Raw genomic sequence first — 16600 nt, 5'->3', positions numbered from 1 at the left:
GACAAACCCATTATTGCCTCCCGAACGGCCCCCATGACCCAAAACCAACTCGACAAGAAATCCGAAGCCTGGTCCGCCCTGTTCTCCGAACCGATGAGCGACCTGGTGAAGCGCTACACCGCGAGCGTCTTCTTCGACAAACGTCTGTGGCAGGCTGACATCGAGGGTTCGCTGGCGCATGCCGGTATGTTGGCGGCGCAGGGCATCATCGCCGCGCAGGACCACGCCGATATCCAGCGCGGGATGAAGCAGATTCGCGAGGAAATCGAATCGGGCGCCTTCGAGTGGAAGCTCGACCTCGAAGACGTGCACCTGAACATCGAGGCCCGTCTCACGCAACTGGTGGGCGATGCGGGCAAGCGCTTGCACACCGGCCGCAGCCGCAACGACCAGGTGGCGACCGATGTGCGGCTCTGGCTGCGCGGCGAGATCGACCTGATCGGCGGCCTGCTGGTCGACCTGCAGAAGTCGCTGATCGAGATCGCCGACCGGAACGTCGAGGTGATCCTGCCCGGCTTCACGCACCTGCAGGTGGCCCAGCCCGTGAGCTTCGGGCACCACATGCTGGCCTACGTCGAGATGTTCGCGCGCGACGCCGAACGCATGGCCGATGTGCGCAAGCGCGTGAACCGGCTGCCGCTCGGCGCCGCGGCGCTGGCCGGCACCAGCTACCCGCTGGACCGCGAAGCGGTGGCGCGCGCGCTCGGCATGGACGAGGTCTGCCAGAACAGCCTGGACGCCGTCAGTGACCGCGACTTCGCGATCGAATTCACCGCAGCGGCTTCGCTCGCGATGGTGCACATCAGCCGCCTGAGCGAGGAACTGGTGCTGTGGATGAGCCAGTCCTTCGGCTTCATCGACATCGCGGACCGCTTCTGCACCGGCAGTTCGATCATGCCGCAGAAGAAGAACCCGGACGTGCCCGAACTCGCCCGCGGCAAGACCGGCCGCGTGGTCGGCCACCTGATGGCGCTGATCACGCTCATGAAGGGCCAGCCGCTGGCCTACAACAAGGACAACCAGGAAGACAAGGAGCCGCTGTTCGACACCGTCGACACGCTCAAGGACACCCTGCGCATCTTCGCGGAAATGGTGGGCGGCATCACCGTCAAGCCCGAGGCGATGGAAAACGCCGCCCTGCGCGGCTACGCGACCGCCACCGACCTGGCCGACTACCTCGTGAAGAAGGGTCTGCCCTTCCGCGACGCGCACGAAACGGTGGCGCACGCGGTCAAGGCAGCGATCTCGCACAAGGTGGATCTGTCCGAACTGCCGCTGGCCGTGCTGCAGACCTTCCATCCGAAGATCGAGAAGGACGTCTACGGGGTCCTGAGCCTGCGCGGATCGCTGACGGCGCGGAACATCCTGGGCGGCACGGCCCCGGCGCAGGTCCGGCAACAGATCGCGCGACACCGCGAACGGCTGGCCTGAAGCCCTCGGGTTTACCCGAAACACGAACAATGCCTGACTGGCATTGGCTTTCCTGCTATCACAACAGTAGCAACCCAAGGTCATAGGCCGTTGGGTGAGGGCTGGCCGGCCGTCGGATGTGTTCCAAAACGTAAGAATGTAGTGCTAAAGTTTGGCACGCTTCGCGCTTGGGAAAGTGGCAACCCCGCCGCCCGATCCGCAATTCGAGCGCCCCAATCTCATGGAACTACCTCGCTGCGTCGTCGTCATCCTGACCTTCAATTCCGCCTCGATCATTCGGGAAACGGTCGCGCAGGCGAAGAAGGTGAGTCCCCACGTCTACGTGGTCGACTCCCATTCGTCCGACGGCACGCCCGCGATCCTTGAAGAAATGGGATGCACCGTTGTGCAGCGCCCCTTCTCCAACTACAGCGACCAACGCAACTGGGCCATCGCCCAGATCGAGGGTTCGTACGCCTGGCAGATCCACCTGGACGCCGACGAGGTGCTAGACGACCGTTCGGTGGGCGAGATCAACGCCGTGCTCTCGGGCACGCCGGAATTCGACGCCTACCTGATCCGTCGCCGCGACTATTTCATGGGCAAGATGCTGCGCTTCAGCGGCGTGAATCCCTGGCACCTGAGGCTCTTCCGTTCGGGCCTGGGGCACTGCGAAGCGCGGCTGTACGACCAGCACTTCATCAGCACCGCGAAGCCGGGACGGCTCAATGGCTTCATGCATGACAAGAATTCGGCCCGCCTCAGCGACTGGATCGCGAGCCACAACCGCTGGAGCGACGCCGAGGCGAAGGAAAAGCTCAACCCCCGCGTGGCCGGCAGCAACGTGCTGCAGCCGCGCCTGATGGGCGACGCCCGCGAGCGCACGCGCTTCATCAAGGAGCTCTACTACAAGCTGCCCACGGGCATCCGCTCGCTCAGCTACTTCGTCTACCGCTACGTCTTCCGCCTGGGCTTCCTGGACGGCAAGACCGGCTTTTACTTTGCCTTCTTCCAGGCCCTGTGGTTTCGTATGCTGGTCGACGCGAAGATGTACGAACAGCGGTCCCAGCGACCCTGACCGATTGACCCTTTTTTACGGAGTGATCACGCGCATGCGGCAATACAACGCTTCCAAGCGGATGCTCGTCACCGGCGGCGCCGGTTTCCTGGGCAGCCATCTCTGCGACCGGCTCATCGAACAGGGGCACGACGTCCTGTGTGTCGACAACTTCTTCACCGGCACCAAGCGCAATGTCGAGCACCTGCTCGATCACCCGCGCTTCGAGCTGATGCGGCACGACGTGACCTTCCCGCTCTACATCGAGGTGGACGAGATCTTCAATCTCGCCTGCCCCGCCTCGCCGATCCACTACCAGCACGACCCGGTGCAGACCACCAAGACCAGCGTGCACGGCGCCATCAACATGCTCGGGCTCGCCAAGCGGGTGCGCGCCAAGATCCTGCAGGCGTCGACCAGCGAGGTCTACGGCGACCCCGAGATCCATCCGCAGGTCGAGGCCTACTGGGGCCGCGTGAACCCGATCGGCATCCGCAGTTGCTACGACGAAGGCAAGCGCTGCGCCGAGACGCTGTTCTTCGACTACCACCGCCAGCACAAGCTGCGCATCAAGGTCGTGCGCATCTTCAATACCTACGGGCCGCGCATGCACATGAACGACGGCCGCGTGGTGTCGAACTTCATCGTGCAGGCGCTCAAGGGCGAGGACATCACGATCTACGGCGATGGCCAGCAGACGCGCAGCTTCTGCTACGTGGACGATCTCCTCGAAGCGATGATGCGCATGATGAACACCGGCGACGAGGTCCCGGGCCCGGTCAACATCGGCAACCCGGGCGAGTTCTCGATGCTGGAGCTGGCCAACAAGGTCATCGAACTGACAGGCTCCAAGAGCAAGCTGGTGCGCATGCCCTTGCCCGCCGACGACCCCAAGCAACGCCGTCCCGACATCTCGCTCGCGCAGAAGGAGCTCGGTGGCTGGGCGCCGCGCACCCAACTGGAGGAAGGCCTGACGAAGACCATCGCATACTTCGACCAGATCCTTTCGGAACCCAAGGCAACCTGATCTCATGAACATCTCGATCATCGGAACCGGCTACGTCGGCCTCGTCACCGGCGCCTGCCTGGCGGACATCGGCAACCACGTGTTCTGTCTGGACGTCGATGCGCGCAAGATCGCGACGCTCAATGCAGGCGGCATCCCGATCTACGAACCGGGCCTCGGCGATCTGGTCGAATCGAATGCCGCGGCAGGGCGGCTCTCGTTTTCCACCGACGTCGAGGCCTCCGTCGCGCACGGCGACGTGCAGTTCATCGCCGTGGGCACTCCGCCCGACGAAGACGGCAGCGCCGATCTGCAGTACGTGCTGGCCGCGGCCCGCAGCATCGGGCGCTACATGAACGGCTTCAAGGTCGTGGTCGACAAATCCACGGTGCCCGTGGGCACCGCCGACCGCGTCACGGCCGCGATCCAGGAAGAACTGGACAAGCGTGGGCGCTCCGACCTGCGCTTCTCGGTCGTCAGCAATCCCGAGTTCCTGAAGGAAGGCGCGGCCGTCGAGGATTTCATGCGGCCCGACCGCATCGTCATCGGCCATACCAGCGACGACAACGGCCGCGAGGCGCTGGGCTGGATGCGCCGGCTCTACGCGCCTTTCAACCGCAACCACGAGCGCACGCGTGTGATGGACGTGCGCTCCGCGGAGTTCACGAAGTACGCGGCCAACGCGATGCTCGCCACCCGCATCAGCTTCATGAACGAACTGGCCAATCTCGCCGACCGCGTGGGCGCCGACATCGAGGCCGTGCGCCAGGGCATCGGCTCCGATCCGCGCATCGGCTACAGCTTTCTCTATGCCGGCACAGGCTATGGCGGCAGTTGCTTCCCCAAGGACATCCAGGCCCTGACGCGCACCGCGCGCGAACACGGACAGGCCTTGCGCGTGCTCGAATCGGTCGAAGCGGTCAATGACGAGCAGAAACAGGTGCTGACCAACAAGGTGCTCGCCCGCTTCGGCAATGACCTGAGCGACCGCACCTTCGCCCTCTGGGGGCTGGCCTTCAAGCCGAACACCGACGACATGCGCGAGGCACCCAGCCGCGTGGTGATTGACGTGCTGCTGCGCGCCGGTGCGCGCGTGGTGGCGCACGATCCGATCGCGGTCGACGAGACGCGGCGCGTGCTGGAGCTGGACTTCGCCGATGCACCCTCGCTGCTCGAAAGCATCAGCTTCGTCCCGGCCAAGGACCCGATGCAGGCGCTCGACGGCGCCGACGCGCTCATCATCGTGACCGAGTGGAAGGCCTATCGCAGCCCCAACCTCGAGCGCCTCAAGGCAATGATGAAAGCGCCCGTCATCTTCGACGGCCGCAATCTGTACGAGCCGACCACGATGAAGGAAGCCGGCATCGTCTACCAGGGCATCGGGCGCAACAGCCTCTGAGCGGCGGGCCCGAAGCGACTTGTTCTACGCGATCCCGCTCGAGAGCCGGCCGACCTGGCGCAATCCGCCATGGATGACCGTGCTGCTCATCCTCGTGAACATGCTCGTGTTCTGGGGTCCGCAGCGCGCCGAGGAAAAAGCGGAGCAGCGCGCAGCGCATTTCTACACGCAAAGCGAGTTGCCCCGGCTGGAGTTGCCGGCTTTCGTCGCCTGGCTCGAGGAAACCGGCTCGCCGCACGCCAAGACCGCGAAGCGGCTGCTGGCACGCGGCGACGTCGAGAACCTGCTCGAAGGCCTGCAGCGCGACAAGGCCTTCCTCCAGAAGCTGCACGCCGATGCGGTCGTGACGCCCGGCAACCCAAGCTATGCCCAATGGAAGAGCGAGCGCCGCGACTACGAGGCCATGCTGCCGGCGCCGTTCACGGAGCGCTGGGCGCAGGACCACAACCAGGGCGCCGACTTCAAGCCGTGGACCTGGGTCACTTCCGCCTTCCTGCACGGGAACACGGGCCACTTGCTGGGCAACATGCTCTTCCTGTTCCTGTTCGGCTTTTCGGTCGAACTCGCACTGGGGCGCGGCCTCTACCTCGGCTTCTACCTGCTCGGGGCAGTGGGAGCGTCGGCACTGGCCGCCTGGGCCTACGCGGGAAACGGCGGCTACGGGCTGGGCGCTTCCGGCGCAGTCTCTGCGCTGATGGGCATGTACGCGGTGATGTACCGGCTGCGGCGCATCCGCTTCTTCTACCAGCTGTTCTTCTATTTCAACTACGTCACGGCGCCCGCGCTGATCCTGCTGCCGGCCTGGATCGCCAACGAGCTGCTGCAGCACTTCGTCGGCGGCCAGGGCATTGCGTACATGGCCCACCTGGGCGGGCTGCTGACGGGCGCGCTGCTCATGGCCGGGACGATGCGCTGGCGGCAACTCCTGTTGCCCGCTACGGCCCCCGTCGCAGCACCTGATCCCTTCGACCAGCACGTCGCATCGGCGCGCCGTCTCGCAGCCGACATGAAGTTCGAATCCGCCTGCGCCGAGTGGCGCGCGGCGGCCAGGTTACGGCCCGATGACGCTGACACCCTCCGTGCGTGGTTCAACACCGCGAGGCTCTGGCCGTCGGGCGAGGACTTCCACCGCGCAGCGCACCGCATCTTCAGGCTGAAGCCCAACGATCCGGCCACGCTGGAGCTGCAGTACACGAGCTACAAGACCTACCTCGACCATGCGAAGCCCGGTGCGCGACTCAAGCCGGACGACATGGCACGGCTTGCGCGGCGCTTCACGCGGGCGCGGCAGTTCGGCGACGCGGAGCGGCTTTGCCAGGCGCTGCTGAAGACCGCACCCGACCATCCTGAACTGGCCGACACCCTTTCCCTGTGCGCCAATGGCCTGCTGCAGGCAGGCCGCCGCGAACAGGCCATGGGCTGGCTTCCGGAGTTGTTGCGCCTCGCGCCGCAGGACATGGTGACGCGCACGCTGCAGAAGGGCTGACCGACGGGCCGGGTTCAGGCCTGAGGGACTTCGCGCAGCAACCAGCGCACTTCCGAGGTCTGCTCGCTGTCGGGGTAGCGAGCTTCGAGCGTGGCGAGGATCGGCTGCGCCATGTCGCGCCGGTTCAGCCCCTGCACCAACACACGCGCCGCCAGCTCGTAGGCCTGCGGAATCAACGCGTGCCCCCGAAAGCGCTTGTCGAATCCGGACAGCAGCGCGAGCGCCGCGCGCGCATCGCCATTGCGCCATTCGACACGGCTGAGCGCCATCGTCACGGCCGGGTCGTCGATGGAGAAGCCTGCGTCCTTCTCGCGGCAGTCCTTGTAGACCTTGAGCGCTTCGGACTGGAGATCGCGACGCACCAGCATGTCGATCAGCCTGCGGGCGTGGTCCAGCAGCGTCGCCTTTTTGTCGGGCGCCAGCAGCAGCATGCGGTGGTAGCGGCGCTGGGCCGCCAGGTCGTCAGGCTGCGTGCGCTGCGCCTCGTAGGCGAGCGCGAGTGCGCCGACCGTGTCGCCGTCGGTCACCATCTGCGCGACCAGCGCGTCGGTCTGCTGCTGGGCGATCTGCGCCGGCGTGCGCGTGTCGATCTGGCGGTCGTCGTCGCCCGCGCCCGGCAGCAGCTCGATCCCGAGTGCGGCATGGTTCTGGTACATCACGTAGCCGAGCAGGCTGGCCATGACCCAGCCGAAATAGATCATCACGAAATTGAAGACCGGCAGCGCCAGCCAGCCTTTCATCAACGGCAGCACCATGACCATCGCGATCTGCGCGCCGGTATTCAGCAGGAAGAGAAACACGCACAGCAGCGCATAGGGCCAGCCGACCGCGCGCATCGTCTCCCACACCAGTGCAGGGTTCAGTGCCTGGAAGAGGCTGCCCGACTGCACCAGCACCATCGTGGTGGCCGGCAACGTAAACGACACGACGAACAGCGCGATCTGGCCCAGCGCCGGATTCATCGCGGCCAGGAAGCCAACGGCAAAGCCTTGCACGAGCACCAGCGCGAACAGCTTCCAGGGCAGGTTCGTCCACTCGTCGTCCAGCGTCCGCGGGAAGTCGCTCGCACGCACGATGCCGCGCGAGCCGAGCGCCATCACCTTGAATCCATAGCGCGTGGCAGCCAGCACGATGCCGAGCTCCACGAGAAGGATGGCCAAGGCCTGCGGCAGGATGATCAACACGTGAAACAGCAAGGCGCACAGCGACAGCACCACCGCATACGCCAACGGCTCCCACTGGAACGGGAACGCGAAGAAGGTGTTCAGGCGGTGCCAGAACGGTCGGGGTGCAGGGCCGCTTTGCTCGTGCATGGACGCTCCAGAGAGGGAAATCCAGTATATGTTTCAGAACGTTGCCATCCGGCCAATGACTGCCCCGGACGGCAGGGCCTCACGACGACCCGTTACCATTCCGCGACACGTCGGCTGGAACTTGCCAACGTACTCAGGTCGAAGGACGTTTGGATTCCATGGTGTCGATGAAAGCTGTTCGCCTTGTCGCTCTATCGCTCGCGTTGTTCGCAACGCTGGCATCGCAGGCTCAATCCGTCCCGGGTACCGCCGCTGCCCAGAGCCGCTGGCAGGGCGAAATCAGCGCCTTCGCGAACGCCGACAAGGCCGGCCTGCCCGCCGCCGACGGCGTGCTGTTCGTCGGCAGTTCCACCATCCGGATGTGGTCCAACATCGCGCAGGATTTCCGGCAGCAGCCGGTGGTCATCAACCGCGGCTTCGGCGGCTCGACCATGGCCGAATGCAGCCTGTTCGCACACGAGCTGGTGGTGCGGTACAAGCCCCGGCTGGTGCTGGTGTATGCAGGCGACAACGACCTCGCCGAAGGCCGCACGCCGCTGCAGATCCTGGAGAGCTTCGCGAATTTCACCAACACCGTGCGGGCTGAACTGCCGGACACGCGCATCGCCTACATCTCGGTCAAGCCCAGCCCCTCGCGCGAGAAGCTCATCCCGCAGATTCGCGAGACCAACAACGTGATCGCGGCCTACCTGAACCGCCTGCCCAACAGCGAGTACATCGATGTCTTCACACCGATGATGGGCGCCGATGGCCGGCCACGCGGGGAGCTGTTTCGAGGCGACCAGCTTCACATGAACGACGAAGGCTACCGGCTCTGGCAGTCGGTGATCGCGCAGCACCTTCCGGACCCGACGGCGCGGAACGCCTCAGTCGCGCAGGGGCTCCGCTAGCGTCGCGGGGGGCTGCCCCCGCTCGTCCCACCACTGCACGGCGCGCGCCACGCCGTAGAGCCCCGAGAACACCACACCCAGCAGCAGCACATCGCCCCACCAGGGCCTGGCGGTCTGGCTGTCGCCGAAGACAGCGAGCACCGTCAACACCGCCACGAGGTGCGCACAGAATACCGGCAGCGAAGCCCGCCCCATGGCCTCCAGCCAGTGCAGGCGGGGTATGCGGCGCATGAAGTCCGGACCGAACCGGATCGCCACGATGCCGAGCACGACGAGATTCACGATGCGCAGCGGGCCCAGTTGCCACTTGTCGAAGAGCAGGTTGAGCTCCACGTCCCCACCGAAAGGCGCCTGGCCGTTGATGCCATGGTGGCGCCAATAAAAGCCGTACAGCGCCGCTGCACCCGCCACCGCCACCAGCCACTTCGGAAAGCGGAAGGGCTGCGCATCGGGCGCATTGCGGCTCGCGCCCATCCACATGCCCGCGAACCACAGGAACTGCCAAGCGAAAGCGTTGAACGCGCCCATTTCGTGGAACGGCACCGGCAGGCCGAAGTGGCGAACCGCGAATTCATAGAGCCATTCGCTCAGCCCGAACTGGGCCAGCGCCCAGACCGCCGCGCTCGCCACCATCACGCCGGTCCATCCGTGGCGCAGCGCATAGGCCAGCACCCACGGGCTCATCAGCATGAAGAAGATGTACATCGGCAGGATGTCGAGCAGCGCGGGCTCGTACACCAGCAGCAGCGAATAGATGAAGCCCTCGCGCGGATTCGCCAGGTAGAAGGACAGCAGGTTCTTCACCGCCGGCTGGTCGATCCGCACGCTCAGCGCCGTGATGATGGTGAACAGGAAGAGCAGCGTCGCCGCCTGGCTCAGGTACACCTTGAGGGCGCGCCGCCAGAACGCCTGGCGCATCGCGTCCACGCCGCGGCTGTAGCTGATGCGGCTGTAGACCAACCCCGCCACGAAGGCCGACAGCAGCACGAAGCCCTCGGCCGCCGAAACAAAGCCGAAGGGCTGCCCCAGTGGGTCGGTCAGGCGGGTGGGAAGGTGGGTGATGGTCATCAGCACGAGCATGAGCCCGCGCAATGCATCGATTTCCCAGTAGCGTTTCATCAGCGGCGTGATCAGTGAGGCGGTCCGCGCGACACCCGCACGACGAGCCTCGAATTGTAAGGAACGGCCCTTGGGACACCCTTTGCACAGGGCCAAATCGGCTACGCTCCCCGAGAGGAGGGATACCGTTTGAGTCGATCGATCACGAGTCTTCTGCTGGCCGCCACCGCATTCCTGGCCGGGCACAGCCATGCCCTGCAGATCACCAGCCTGACGCCGCAGGGTGAAGTGGCGCGCATCCGCCAGGTCGTTGCCAGGTTCGACCAGCCGGCCGTCAACTTCGGAGACCCCAAGGCGCCCGCCCCGCTGGCACTGAGTTGTACGGACGCGCAGGCCACGAAAGGCACCGGCCGCTGGACCGGCGAGAAGCAATGGGTGTTCGACTTCGAGAACGACCTGCCGCCCGGCGTGCGCTGCACGGCCACGCGCGTCGCCGGCTTCAAGTCGCCCTCGGGCTCCGCCCTCACCGGCCCGGAGCGCTACCAGTTCAACAGCGGCGGCCCCTTCATTCGCAGCTGGCAGCCGAGCTACGGAAAGATCGACGAGCAGCAGTTGTTCATGCTCGAACTCAACGGCGCAGCCACCCTCCAGAGCATTCAGGACAACGTCTGGTGCGCGGCCGGCGACATCGGCGAGCGCATTCCGGTCCGGCGGGTCGACGGCGAGCAGCGCGCGGCCCTGCTCAAGGCCTTCGGTCGCGACAAGGAAGCCGAGAAAGAGCCCTTGCGCTTCGTCACCCTGCAATGCAATCGCACGCTGACACCGGGCAGCCGCGTGCAGTTGGTCTATGGCAAGGGCGTGGCCACGCCTTCAGGGGTCGTCAACACCGTCGAACGGCGGCTCAACTTCGAAGTGCGCGAGCCCTTTGCCATCTCGTTCACCTGCGAGCGCGAGAACGCGCAGGCCGCATGCCTGCCGCTGCGGCCGATGGTGCTGCAGTTCAACGCACCGGTCGCGCGCAGGCTCGCCGGCGAGATCACGCTCAAGGGCAGCGGAAAGACCGTCAAGCCCCGGTTCGACGAGAACGTCGCCAACGACGCCGATGCGATCGTGGAGTCGGTGAGCTTCCCGCCGCCGTTTGCCGAACAGGCGCAGTTCACGATCGAACTGCCGCCGAAATTCGAGGATGCCTCCGGCCGCGCGCTCGCATCGCCGGACAGCTTTCCGATGAAGGTCGCGACCGGCGCGATGCCGCCGCTCGCGAAGTTCGCCGCATCGCCCTTCGGTGTGATCGAGCGGCTGGCGGAGCCGGATGGCGTGGCGATGATGCCCGTCACCGTGCGAAGGGTCGAGCCCGCACTGCAGGTCCAGGCGCTCACGCCGGGCCGGGTGAGCGACATGAACCCGAGGACCGACGCGGAGATCATCGCGTGGTTCCGCAAGGTACGCCGCTACGACAGCAACTACACGATCACGCGCAAGCAGGCCGCGCGAGACGTGAAGGGCGCGCTGCCGAAGGTGATCGACAAGGAAGACGCCGACGACATCCAGACGCGCATGGTGTCGCTGCTCAACGGGCAGGGCGGAGTGAAAGCGCTGGACATGCCCAAGTCCGACGGCACGGACCCGCGTCCCTTCGAGGTGATCGGCATTCCGCTCACGCCGGGCTTCCATGTGCTTGAGATCGCATCGCAGAAGCTCGGCGATGCCCTGCTCGACGAGCGCTACGGCAACGGTCGCACGATGTACGTGCGCACCACAGCGCTCGCGACCAATCTTGCGGTGCACTTCAAGCTCGGCCGCGAGAACTCCGTGGCCTGGGTGACGACGCTGGACAAGGGCAAGGTGGTTCCGGATGCCACCGTGCGCGCGTCCGGCTGCGACGGGAAGGAAGTGGCCAGCGGCACCACCGACAGCCGCGGCATCGTGCACTTCCCCGGCCTTTCGCCGAATTCGCCCAGCTGCAACGGCGAGGACGACTACAGCACCGACGCCTGGTTCGTCAGCGCCCGCGCGAAGGACGAGGCGGGCGTCGACGACCTGGCCTTCACCTGGAGCGACTGGCAGCGCGGCATCGAGCCCTGGCGCTTCAACGTGCCGACCAGCATGGACCCGCAACCCGACCAGCTCGCGCACACCGTGTTCGATCGCACGCTGTTCCGCGCCGGCGAAACGGTGTCGATGAAGCACCTGATCCGCACGCAGACCAGCAAGGGCTTCGGACTGCCCGAAACCTCTCCTGACACACTGGTCGTGACCCACGTCGGCAGCGGCCAGCAGTTCACGCAGCCGGTCCAGTGGCGCAAGACCGCCACCGGCGGCCGCAGCGCCGAGAACACCTTCGCGATCCCGCCGGCCGCCAAGCTCGGCGTCTACCAGGTCGAGTTGCGCAGCGGTAGCGAAGGCGACCAGCGCAGCTACAGCACCGGCCAGTTCCGCGTGGAGGAGTTCCGCCTGCCGGTGCTCGAAGGCCGCATCGCGCCGAGCGACAAGCGGCCGCTGGTGGCGGTGACTTCGCTGCCGGTCGACGTGCAGATCAACTACGTGTCGGGCGGCGGCGCGGCCCAACTGCCAGTGCACGTGTCGGCCATGGTGCGCGGCAAGCCACTGGCGTTCGCGGACTTCGATGCCTTCAGCTTCTCGCCGCCCAGCAAGGAGGGTGCGTCCGACACCGGCGAAACGTCCACAGCCGACGACGCCAAGGTGATCGCCGACAAGGTTCCGCTCACGCTCGACAGGAACGGCGCGGGCAAGCTCACCATCGACAAGATCCCGCAGACGAAAGCCGCGCCGCGCGAGCTGCTGCTGGAGGCGACGTATGCCGATCCCAACGGCGAAGTCCAGACCCTGCGCAGCACGCACACGCTCTGGCCCGCTGCCGTGGTCGCCGGCATCAAGACCGAGGGCTGGGTCTCGACCAGTCAGAAGCTCCGCTTCCAGGCGCTGGCGCTCGACCTGGCCGGCAAGCCGCAGGAAGGCGTGACGCTCAACGTGCGCGCCATCGCGCGCATCACCACCACCAGCCGCAAGCGCATGGTGGGCGGCTTCTACACCTACGACAACAAGACCGACGTCAAGGAGATCGGCACCATCTGCACCGGCAAGAGCGATGCGCGCGGGCTGCTGCTGTGCGAGGTCGAGCTGAAGGAGCCGGGGCAGGTCGAACTCATCGCGAGCGCCACCGACAAGGACGGCCGCGACAGCCGCGCGGCCAGCTCGGTCTATGTCACGCGCCAAGGCGAGCTCTGGTTCGGCGGCGAGGACCATGACCGCATCGATGTGCTGCCCGAGAAGAAGAGCTACCAGCCCGGCGAGGTCGCCAAGTTCCAGGTGCGCAGCCCCTTCCGCTTCGCGACCGCGCTGGTGTCGGTGGAACGCGAGGGCGTGATCGAGACGCACGTGGTGCAGCTCAACGGACAGGACCCGACCGTGAGCCTGGTCGTCAAGCCGGACTGGGGGCCGAATGTCTACGTGAGCGTGCTCGCGTTGCGCGGCCGATTGCGCGAAGTGCCGTGGTACAGCTTCTTCACCTGGGGCTTCAAGGCGCCGCGCGAATGGTGGACGGCCTTCTGGTACGAGGGCAAGGAGTACGTCGCGCCCACCGCGCTGGTCGACCTGAGCAAGCCCGCCTATCGCCTCGGACTCGCCGAGATCCGCGTCGGCACGCAGGCGCACCGCATCGATGTGAAGGTGACGAGCGACAAGACCAGCTACCCCGTGCGCGGGCAGGCGCAGGTCACCATCACCGGCCGGCTGCCCGATGGCAAGCCAGCGGCCGGCGCAGAAGTGGCGGTCGCGGCGGTCGACCAGGCATTGCTGGAGCTGATGCCCAACGACAGCTGGGACCTGCTCGACGCGATGCTGCAACGGCGGAGCTGGGGCGTGAGCACCTCCACCGCACAGATGGAAATCGTCGGACGCCGGCACTATGGCCGCAAGGCCGTGCCGGCGGGCGGCGGTGGCGGCAAGAGCGCAACCCGCGAGCTGCTCGACACCCTGCTGCTGTGGAGGCCCGCCGTGGTGCTCGATGCCAACGGCCAGGCCACGGTGACCGTACCGCTCAACGATGCGCTCACCACCTTCCGGATCGTCGCCGTGGCCGACGCCGGCACCGGCCTGTTCGGCACTGGCCAGACATCGATCCAGGCCACGCAGGACCTGCAGATCATCAGCGGCCTGCCGCCGCTGGTGCGCGAGGACGACCAGTTCCGCGCGCAGATCACGCTGCGCAACACGACGCAGCAGGCCATGAAGGTCGAAGCGACGCCGCGCGCCACGCTGCTCACGCTGGAGCCGCAGTCGATCGACATCCCGGCAGGGGAAGCCCGCGAACTCGCGTGGACCGTGACCGCGCCGGCGCAGCTCGCGCAGACGCGCGCCGAAGCCATCCTGTGGGAGATCGAAGCGAAGGACACGCTGTCCGGCGCAAGCGACGCACTGAAAGTGCGACAGCGCATCGTGCCCGCCGTGCCGCTCACGGTGCAGCAGGCAACGCTGGTGCAGCTCGACGGCCCCTTCACGCTCGATGTGGGACTGCCCGCCGACGCGCTGCCCGGCCGCGGCGGCCTGCGGCTTTCGTTGCAGCCCAGGCTCTCCGAAGGCCTCACCGGCGTGCGCGACTGGTTTACCGCCTACCCCTACATCTGCCTGGAGCAGAAGGCCAGCAAGTCCATCGGCCTGCGCGACGGCAAGGCCTGGCAGGCGGTGGTTGCACAGTTGCCGAGCTATCTCGACAGCGACGGCCTGGCCAGCTACTTCCCGCCGCGCGACGGCGAGTCCAACCGTGGCAGCGACATCCTGACGTCCTATGTGCTCGCCGCGACGCACGAAGCCGCCGCGCTCGATCCGGCCTTCGCGTTGCCGGAATCGGCCGTCGCCCCGATGGCACAGGGACTGGCGGCTTTCGTCGAAGGCCGGATCCAGCGCGAGTTCTGGAGTCCCCGCAAGGACCTCGATGTGCGCAAGCTCGCCGCGCTCGAAGCGCTGTCGCGCTACGGCAAGGCCCAGGGCCGCATGACCGGCAGCATCACCATCGCGCCCAACCAGTGGCCGACCAGCGCGGTGATCGACTGGCTCAACATCCTCCGACGCGTGCAGGACGTGCCCCAACGCCAGCAACGCATCGACGAAGCCAACAACGTGCTGAAGGCGCGGCTGAGCTACCAGGGCACCAAGGTGATCTTCAGCACCGAGCAGGACGACCACTGGTGGTGGCTGATGACCAACGGCGATGTCAACACCGCCCGCCTGCTGCTCGCGGTCATGAACGATCCCGCGTGGAAGGACGACATCGGCAGACTCGCCAACGGCTTCATCGGCCGCCAGCAGAACGGCGCATGGCACACCACCACTGCCAACCTGTGGGGCGGGCTCGCGCTGGAAAAGTTCTCGAAACGCTTCGAGAGCGCGCCAGTCACCGGCATCACCTCAGCGAGCCTCGGCGCGACCAAGGCGCAGGTCGACTGGAGCACGGTGGAGCGAATCAAGACCAGCGACGCCTCAGGCGCACCCAACCAGGTGAGCGCCTTCGGCGCACCGGCATCGCCGGGCAACCTGCGCAACAACACGATGTTCATCCCGTGGCCAGAGCCGCCCGCGGCACACGACACGCTGCTCGTCACGCAAACCGGTTCCGGCAAGCCCTGGCTCACGCTGCAATCGGTCGCGGCGGTCCAACTCAAGGCGCCCTTCGCAGCGGGCTACGCGATCACGAAGACCATCACACCCATCGAACAGACGGTGAAGGGCATCTACACGCGCGGCGACATCCTGCGCGTGAGCCTGGAGGTGAACGCCAGCGCCGACATGACCTGGGTCGCCATCACCGACCCGATCCCCGGCGGCGCGACCATCCTCGGCGGCGGCCTCGGCCGTGACTCGCAGATCGCGACGCAGGGCGAAAAGCGATCGGGCGCCGGCTGGCCCGCGTTCGAGGAACGCAGCTTCGAGGCCTTCCGCAGCTACTACGAGTACTTGCCCAAGGGCGTCGTGAAAATGGAATACACCCTGCGGCTGAACAACGTCGGCGACTTCGCCCTTCCACCGAGCCGGGTAGAGGCGCTATACGCACCAGAGATGTTCGGAGAGTCGCCCAATGCCAGAATGAAGGTCGAAGCAACCAAATAGCGCGCGACGTGCCCCACCCGATCCCGGGAATACCGCGGAACCGGCTTCGCCGGGCCGCAGGTATTGCCCCCGGCAGGGGGTTGGCGAAGCGACACGAAGTGCGCGAAGACTGGGGGTGAGCGAAATATGTGTAGAAGTATCAAGACCTTGTTCAACTTCGATCCGCCCGCGACCGAAGAGGAAATGCGCGCTGCGGCACTGCAGTTCGTTCGCAAGCTCAGCGGGTTCGCCCACCCCTCCAAAGCCAATGAGGCTGCCTTCGACCGTGCTGTCGAGGACGTGACGGCGGCGGCCCGCGCGCTCATCGAATCGCTGGTGACCACCGCCGATCCGCGCGATCGCGAGATCGAGGCCGCGCGGGCTCGGGCCCGGACGGCGGCCCGTTTCGGCGACGCCCGGTACTGAGTCGCAGCGCGAAAAGGAAGCCTCCATGCCGACCATCGAGCAAATCCAGCAAATCCTCGACCCGGTCTTCCCCGGCCTGATGGGCGTGCGCCTCGTCACGCTCGAACCGGAGCGCGTCGTCGCCGAACTCAAGGTGCGTCCGGACCTCTGCACCACCGGCGGCATCCTGCACGGCGGCGCGTACATGGCCTTCGCCGACACGCTGGGCGCCGTCGGCACGGTCGTCAACATGCCGCAAGGCAAGCGGACGACGACGACCGACTCCAGCACCAAGTTCATCGGCGGCGCGCGCGTCGACACCACGGTGACCGGCGAATGCGTGGCGCTCCACCGTGGGCGTACCACGATGGTCTGGCAGACGACCATCCGGTCGGCCGAGGGCAAGCTGTGCGCCGTCGTGACGCAGACCCAGCTCGTCCTCGACGCCTAGGCGCGCCGCGACCGCAAGA

11 protein-coding genes are annotated in these 16600 nt (G+C 66.4%); 9 read left to right on the top strand and 2 right to left on the bottom strand.

Going from position 1 to position 16600, the window contains the following annotated elements; all coding sequences use genetic code 11:
* Positions 1–33: 33 nt before the first annotated feature.
* From argH to AC1D3B_RS22895, 5 genes are all read left to right on the top strand, one after another.
* Positions 34–1431 carry an argininosuccinate lyase gene (gene argH / locus AC1D3B_RS22915; RefSeq protein WP_478192974.1) on the top strand — a complete coding sequence of 466 codons (1398 nt, stop codon included), beginning with the start codon at positions 34–36 and terminating at the stop codon, positions 1429–1431.
* A gap of 220 nt (positions 1432–1651) precedes the next feature.
* Positions 1652–2488 carry a glycosyltransferase family 2 protein gene (locus AC1D3B_RS22910; protein ID WP_478192973.1) on the top strand — a complete coding sequence of 279 codons (837 nt, stop codon included), beginning with the start codon at positions 1652–1654 and terminating at the stop codon, positions 2486–2488.
* Between the two features lie 34 nt (positions 2489–2522).
* Positions 2523–3494, top strand: coding sequence for a UDP-glucuronic acid decarboxylase family protein (locus AC1D3B_RS22905; RefSeq protein WP_478192972.1), 972 nt, complete (start codon positions 2523–2525; stop codon positions 3492–3494).
* Between the two features lie 4 nt (positions 3495–3498).
* Complete coding sequence (locus AC1D3B_RS22900) at positions 3499–4872, top strand: UDP-glucose dehydrogenase family protein (protein WP_478192971.1); 1374 nt, start codon at positions 3499–3501, stop codon at positions 4870–4872.
* A gap of 19 nt (positions 4873–4891) precedes the next feature.
* On the top strand, positions 4892–6358 hold the full coding sequence (locus AC1D3B_RS22895; protein ID WP_478192970.1) for a rhomboid family intramembrane serine protease: 1467 nt from the start codon (positions 4892–4894) through the stop codon (positions 6356–6358).
* A 14-nt stretch (positions 6359–6372) separates the two neighbouring features.
* Here AC1D3B_RS22895 and AC1D3B_RS22890 read toward each other — a convergent pair whose 3' ends face one another.
* Positions 6373–7671 (bottom strand): hypothetical protein, encoded by a 1299-nt coding sequence (locus AC1D3B_RS22890; RefSeq protein WP_478192969.1) that lies wholly within the window; start codon positions 7669–7671, stop codon positions 6373–6375.
* Between the two features lie 158 nt (positions 7672–7829).
* Between AC1D3B_RS22890 and AC1D3B_RS22885 the strand changes: the two genes are divergently transcribed.
* Positions 7830–8561: an SGNH/GDSL hydrolase family protein gene (locus AC1D3B_RS22885; RefSeq protein WP_478192968.1), complete on the top strand. Its 732-nt coding sequence runs from the start codon at positions 7830–7832 to the stop codon at positions 8559–8561.
* Here AC1D3B_RS22885 and opgC read toward each other — a convergent pair.
* Positions 8538–9680: an OpgC domain-containing protein gene (gene opgC, locus AC1D3B_RS22880; protein WP_478192967.1), complete on the bottom strand. Its 1143-nt coding sequence runs from the start codon at positions 9678–9680 to the stop codon at positions 8538–8540. The genes AC1D3B_RS22885 and opgC overlap by 24 nt on opposite strands.
* A gap of 129 nt (positions 9681–9809) precedes the next feature.
* On the opposite strand from opgC, the gene AC1D3B_RS22875 reads away from it, so the two are divergent.
* The 3 genes from AC1D3B_RS22875 to AC1D3B_RS22865 all read left to right on the top strand — a co-directional run bounded on the left by AC1D3B_RS22875 (position 9810) and on the right by AC1D3B_RS22865 (position 16581).
* Positions 9810–15746 (top strand): alpha-2-macroglobulin family protein, encoded by a 5937-nt coding sequence (locus AC1D3B_RS22875; protein ID WP_478192966.1) that lies wholly within the window; start codon positions 9810–9812, stop codon positions 15744–15746.
* Between the two features lie 126 nt (positions 15747–15872).
* Entirely contained in the window at positions 15873–16151 is a 279-nt protein-coding gene (locus AC1D3B_RS22870; RefSeq protein ID WP_478192965.1) for a DUF2277 domain-containing protein, read from the top strand.
* A gap of 25 nt (positions 16152–16176) precedes the next feature.
* Positions 16177–16581, top strand: coding sequence for a PaaI family thioesterase (locus AC1D3B_RS22865; RefSeq protein ID WP_478192964.1), 405 nt, complete (start codon positions 16177–16179; stop codon positions 16579–16581).
* The last annotated feature ends 19 nt before the right edge of the window (positions 16582–16600 follow it).

It is taken from the genome of Variovorax sp. P5_A3 (assembly GCF_056400665.1).
The sequence above is the reverse complement of the archived record's forward strand: the minus strand, read 5'-3'. Positions and strand labels throughout refer to the sequence as shown.

Excerpts from the sequence above, each read along its gene's own strand:
- argH (WP_478192974.1), top strand. The coding sequence starts at position 34 with ATGACCCAAAACCAACTCGACAAGAAATCCGAAGCCTGGTCCGCCCTG.
- AC1D3B_RS22910 (WP_478192973.1), top strand. The coding sequence starts at position 1,652 with ATGGAACTACCTCGCTGCGTCGTCGTCATCCTGACCTTCAATTCCGCC.
- AC1D3B_RS22905 (WP_478192972.1), top strand. The coding sequence starts at position 2,523 with ATGCGGCAATACAACGCTTCCAAGCGGATGCTCGTCACCGGCGGCGCC.
- AC1D3B_RS22900 (WP_478192971.1), top strand. The coding sequence starts at position 3,499 with ATGAACATCTCGATCATCGGAACCGGCTACGTCGGCCTCGTCACCGGC.
- AC1D3B_RS22890 (WP_478192969.1), bottom strand. The coding sequence starts at position 7,671 with ATGCACGAGCAAAGCGGCCCTGCACCCCGACCGTTCTGGCACCGCCTG.
- AC1D3B_RS22885 (WP_478192968.1), top strand. The coding sequence starts at position 7,830 with ATGGTGTCGATGAAAGCTGTTCGCCTTGTCGCTCTATCGCTCGCGTTG.
- opgC (WP_478192967.1), bottom strand. The coding sequence starts at position 9,680 with ATGAAACGCTACTGGGAAATCGATGCATTGCGCGGGCTCATGCTCGTG.
- AC1D3B_RS22870 (WP_478192965.1), top strand. The coding sequence starts at position 15,873 with ATGTGTAGAAGTATCAAGACCTTGTTCAACTTCGATCCGCCCGCGACC.
- AC1D3B_RS22865 (WP_478192964.1), top strand. The coding sequence starts at position 16,177 with ATGCCGACCATCGAGCAAATCCAGCAAATCCTCGACCCGGTCTTCCCC.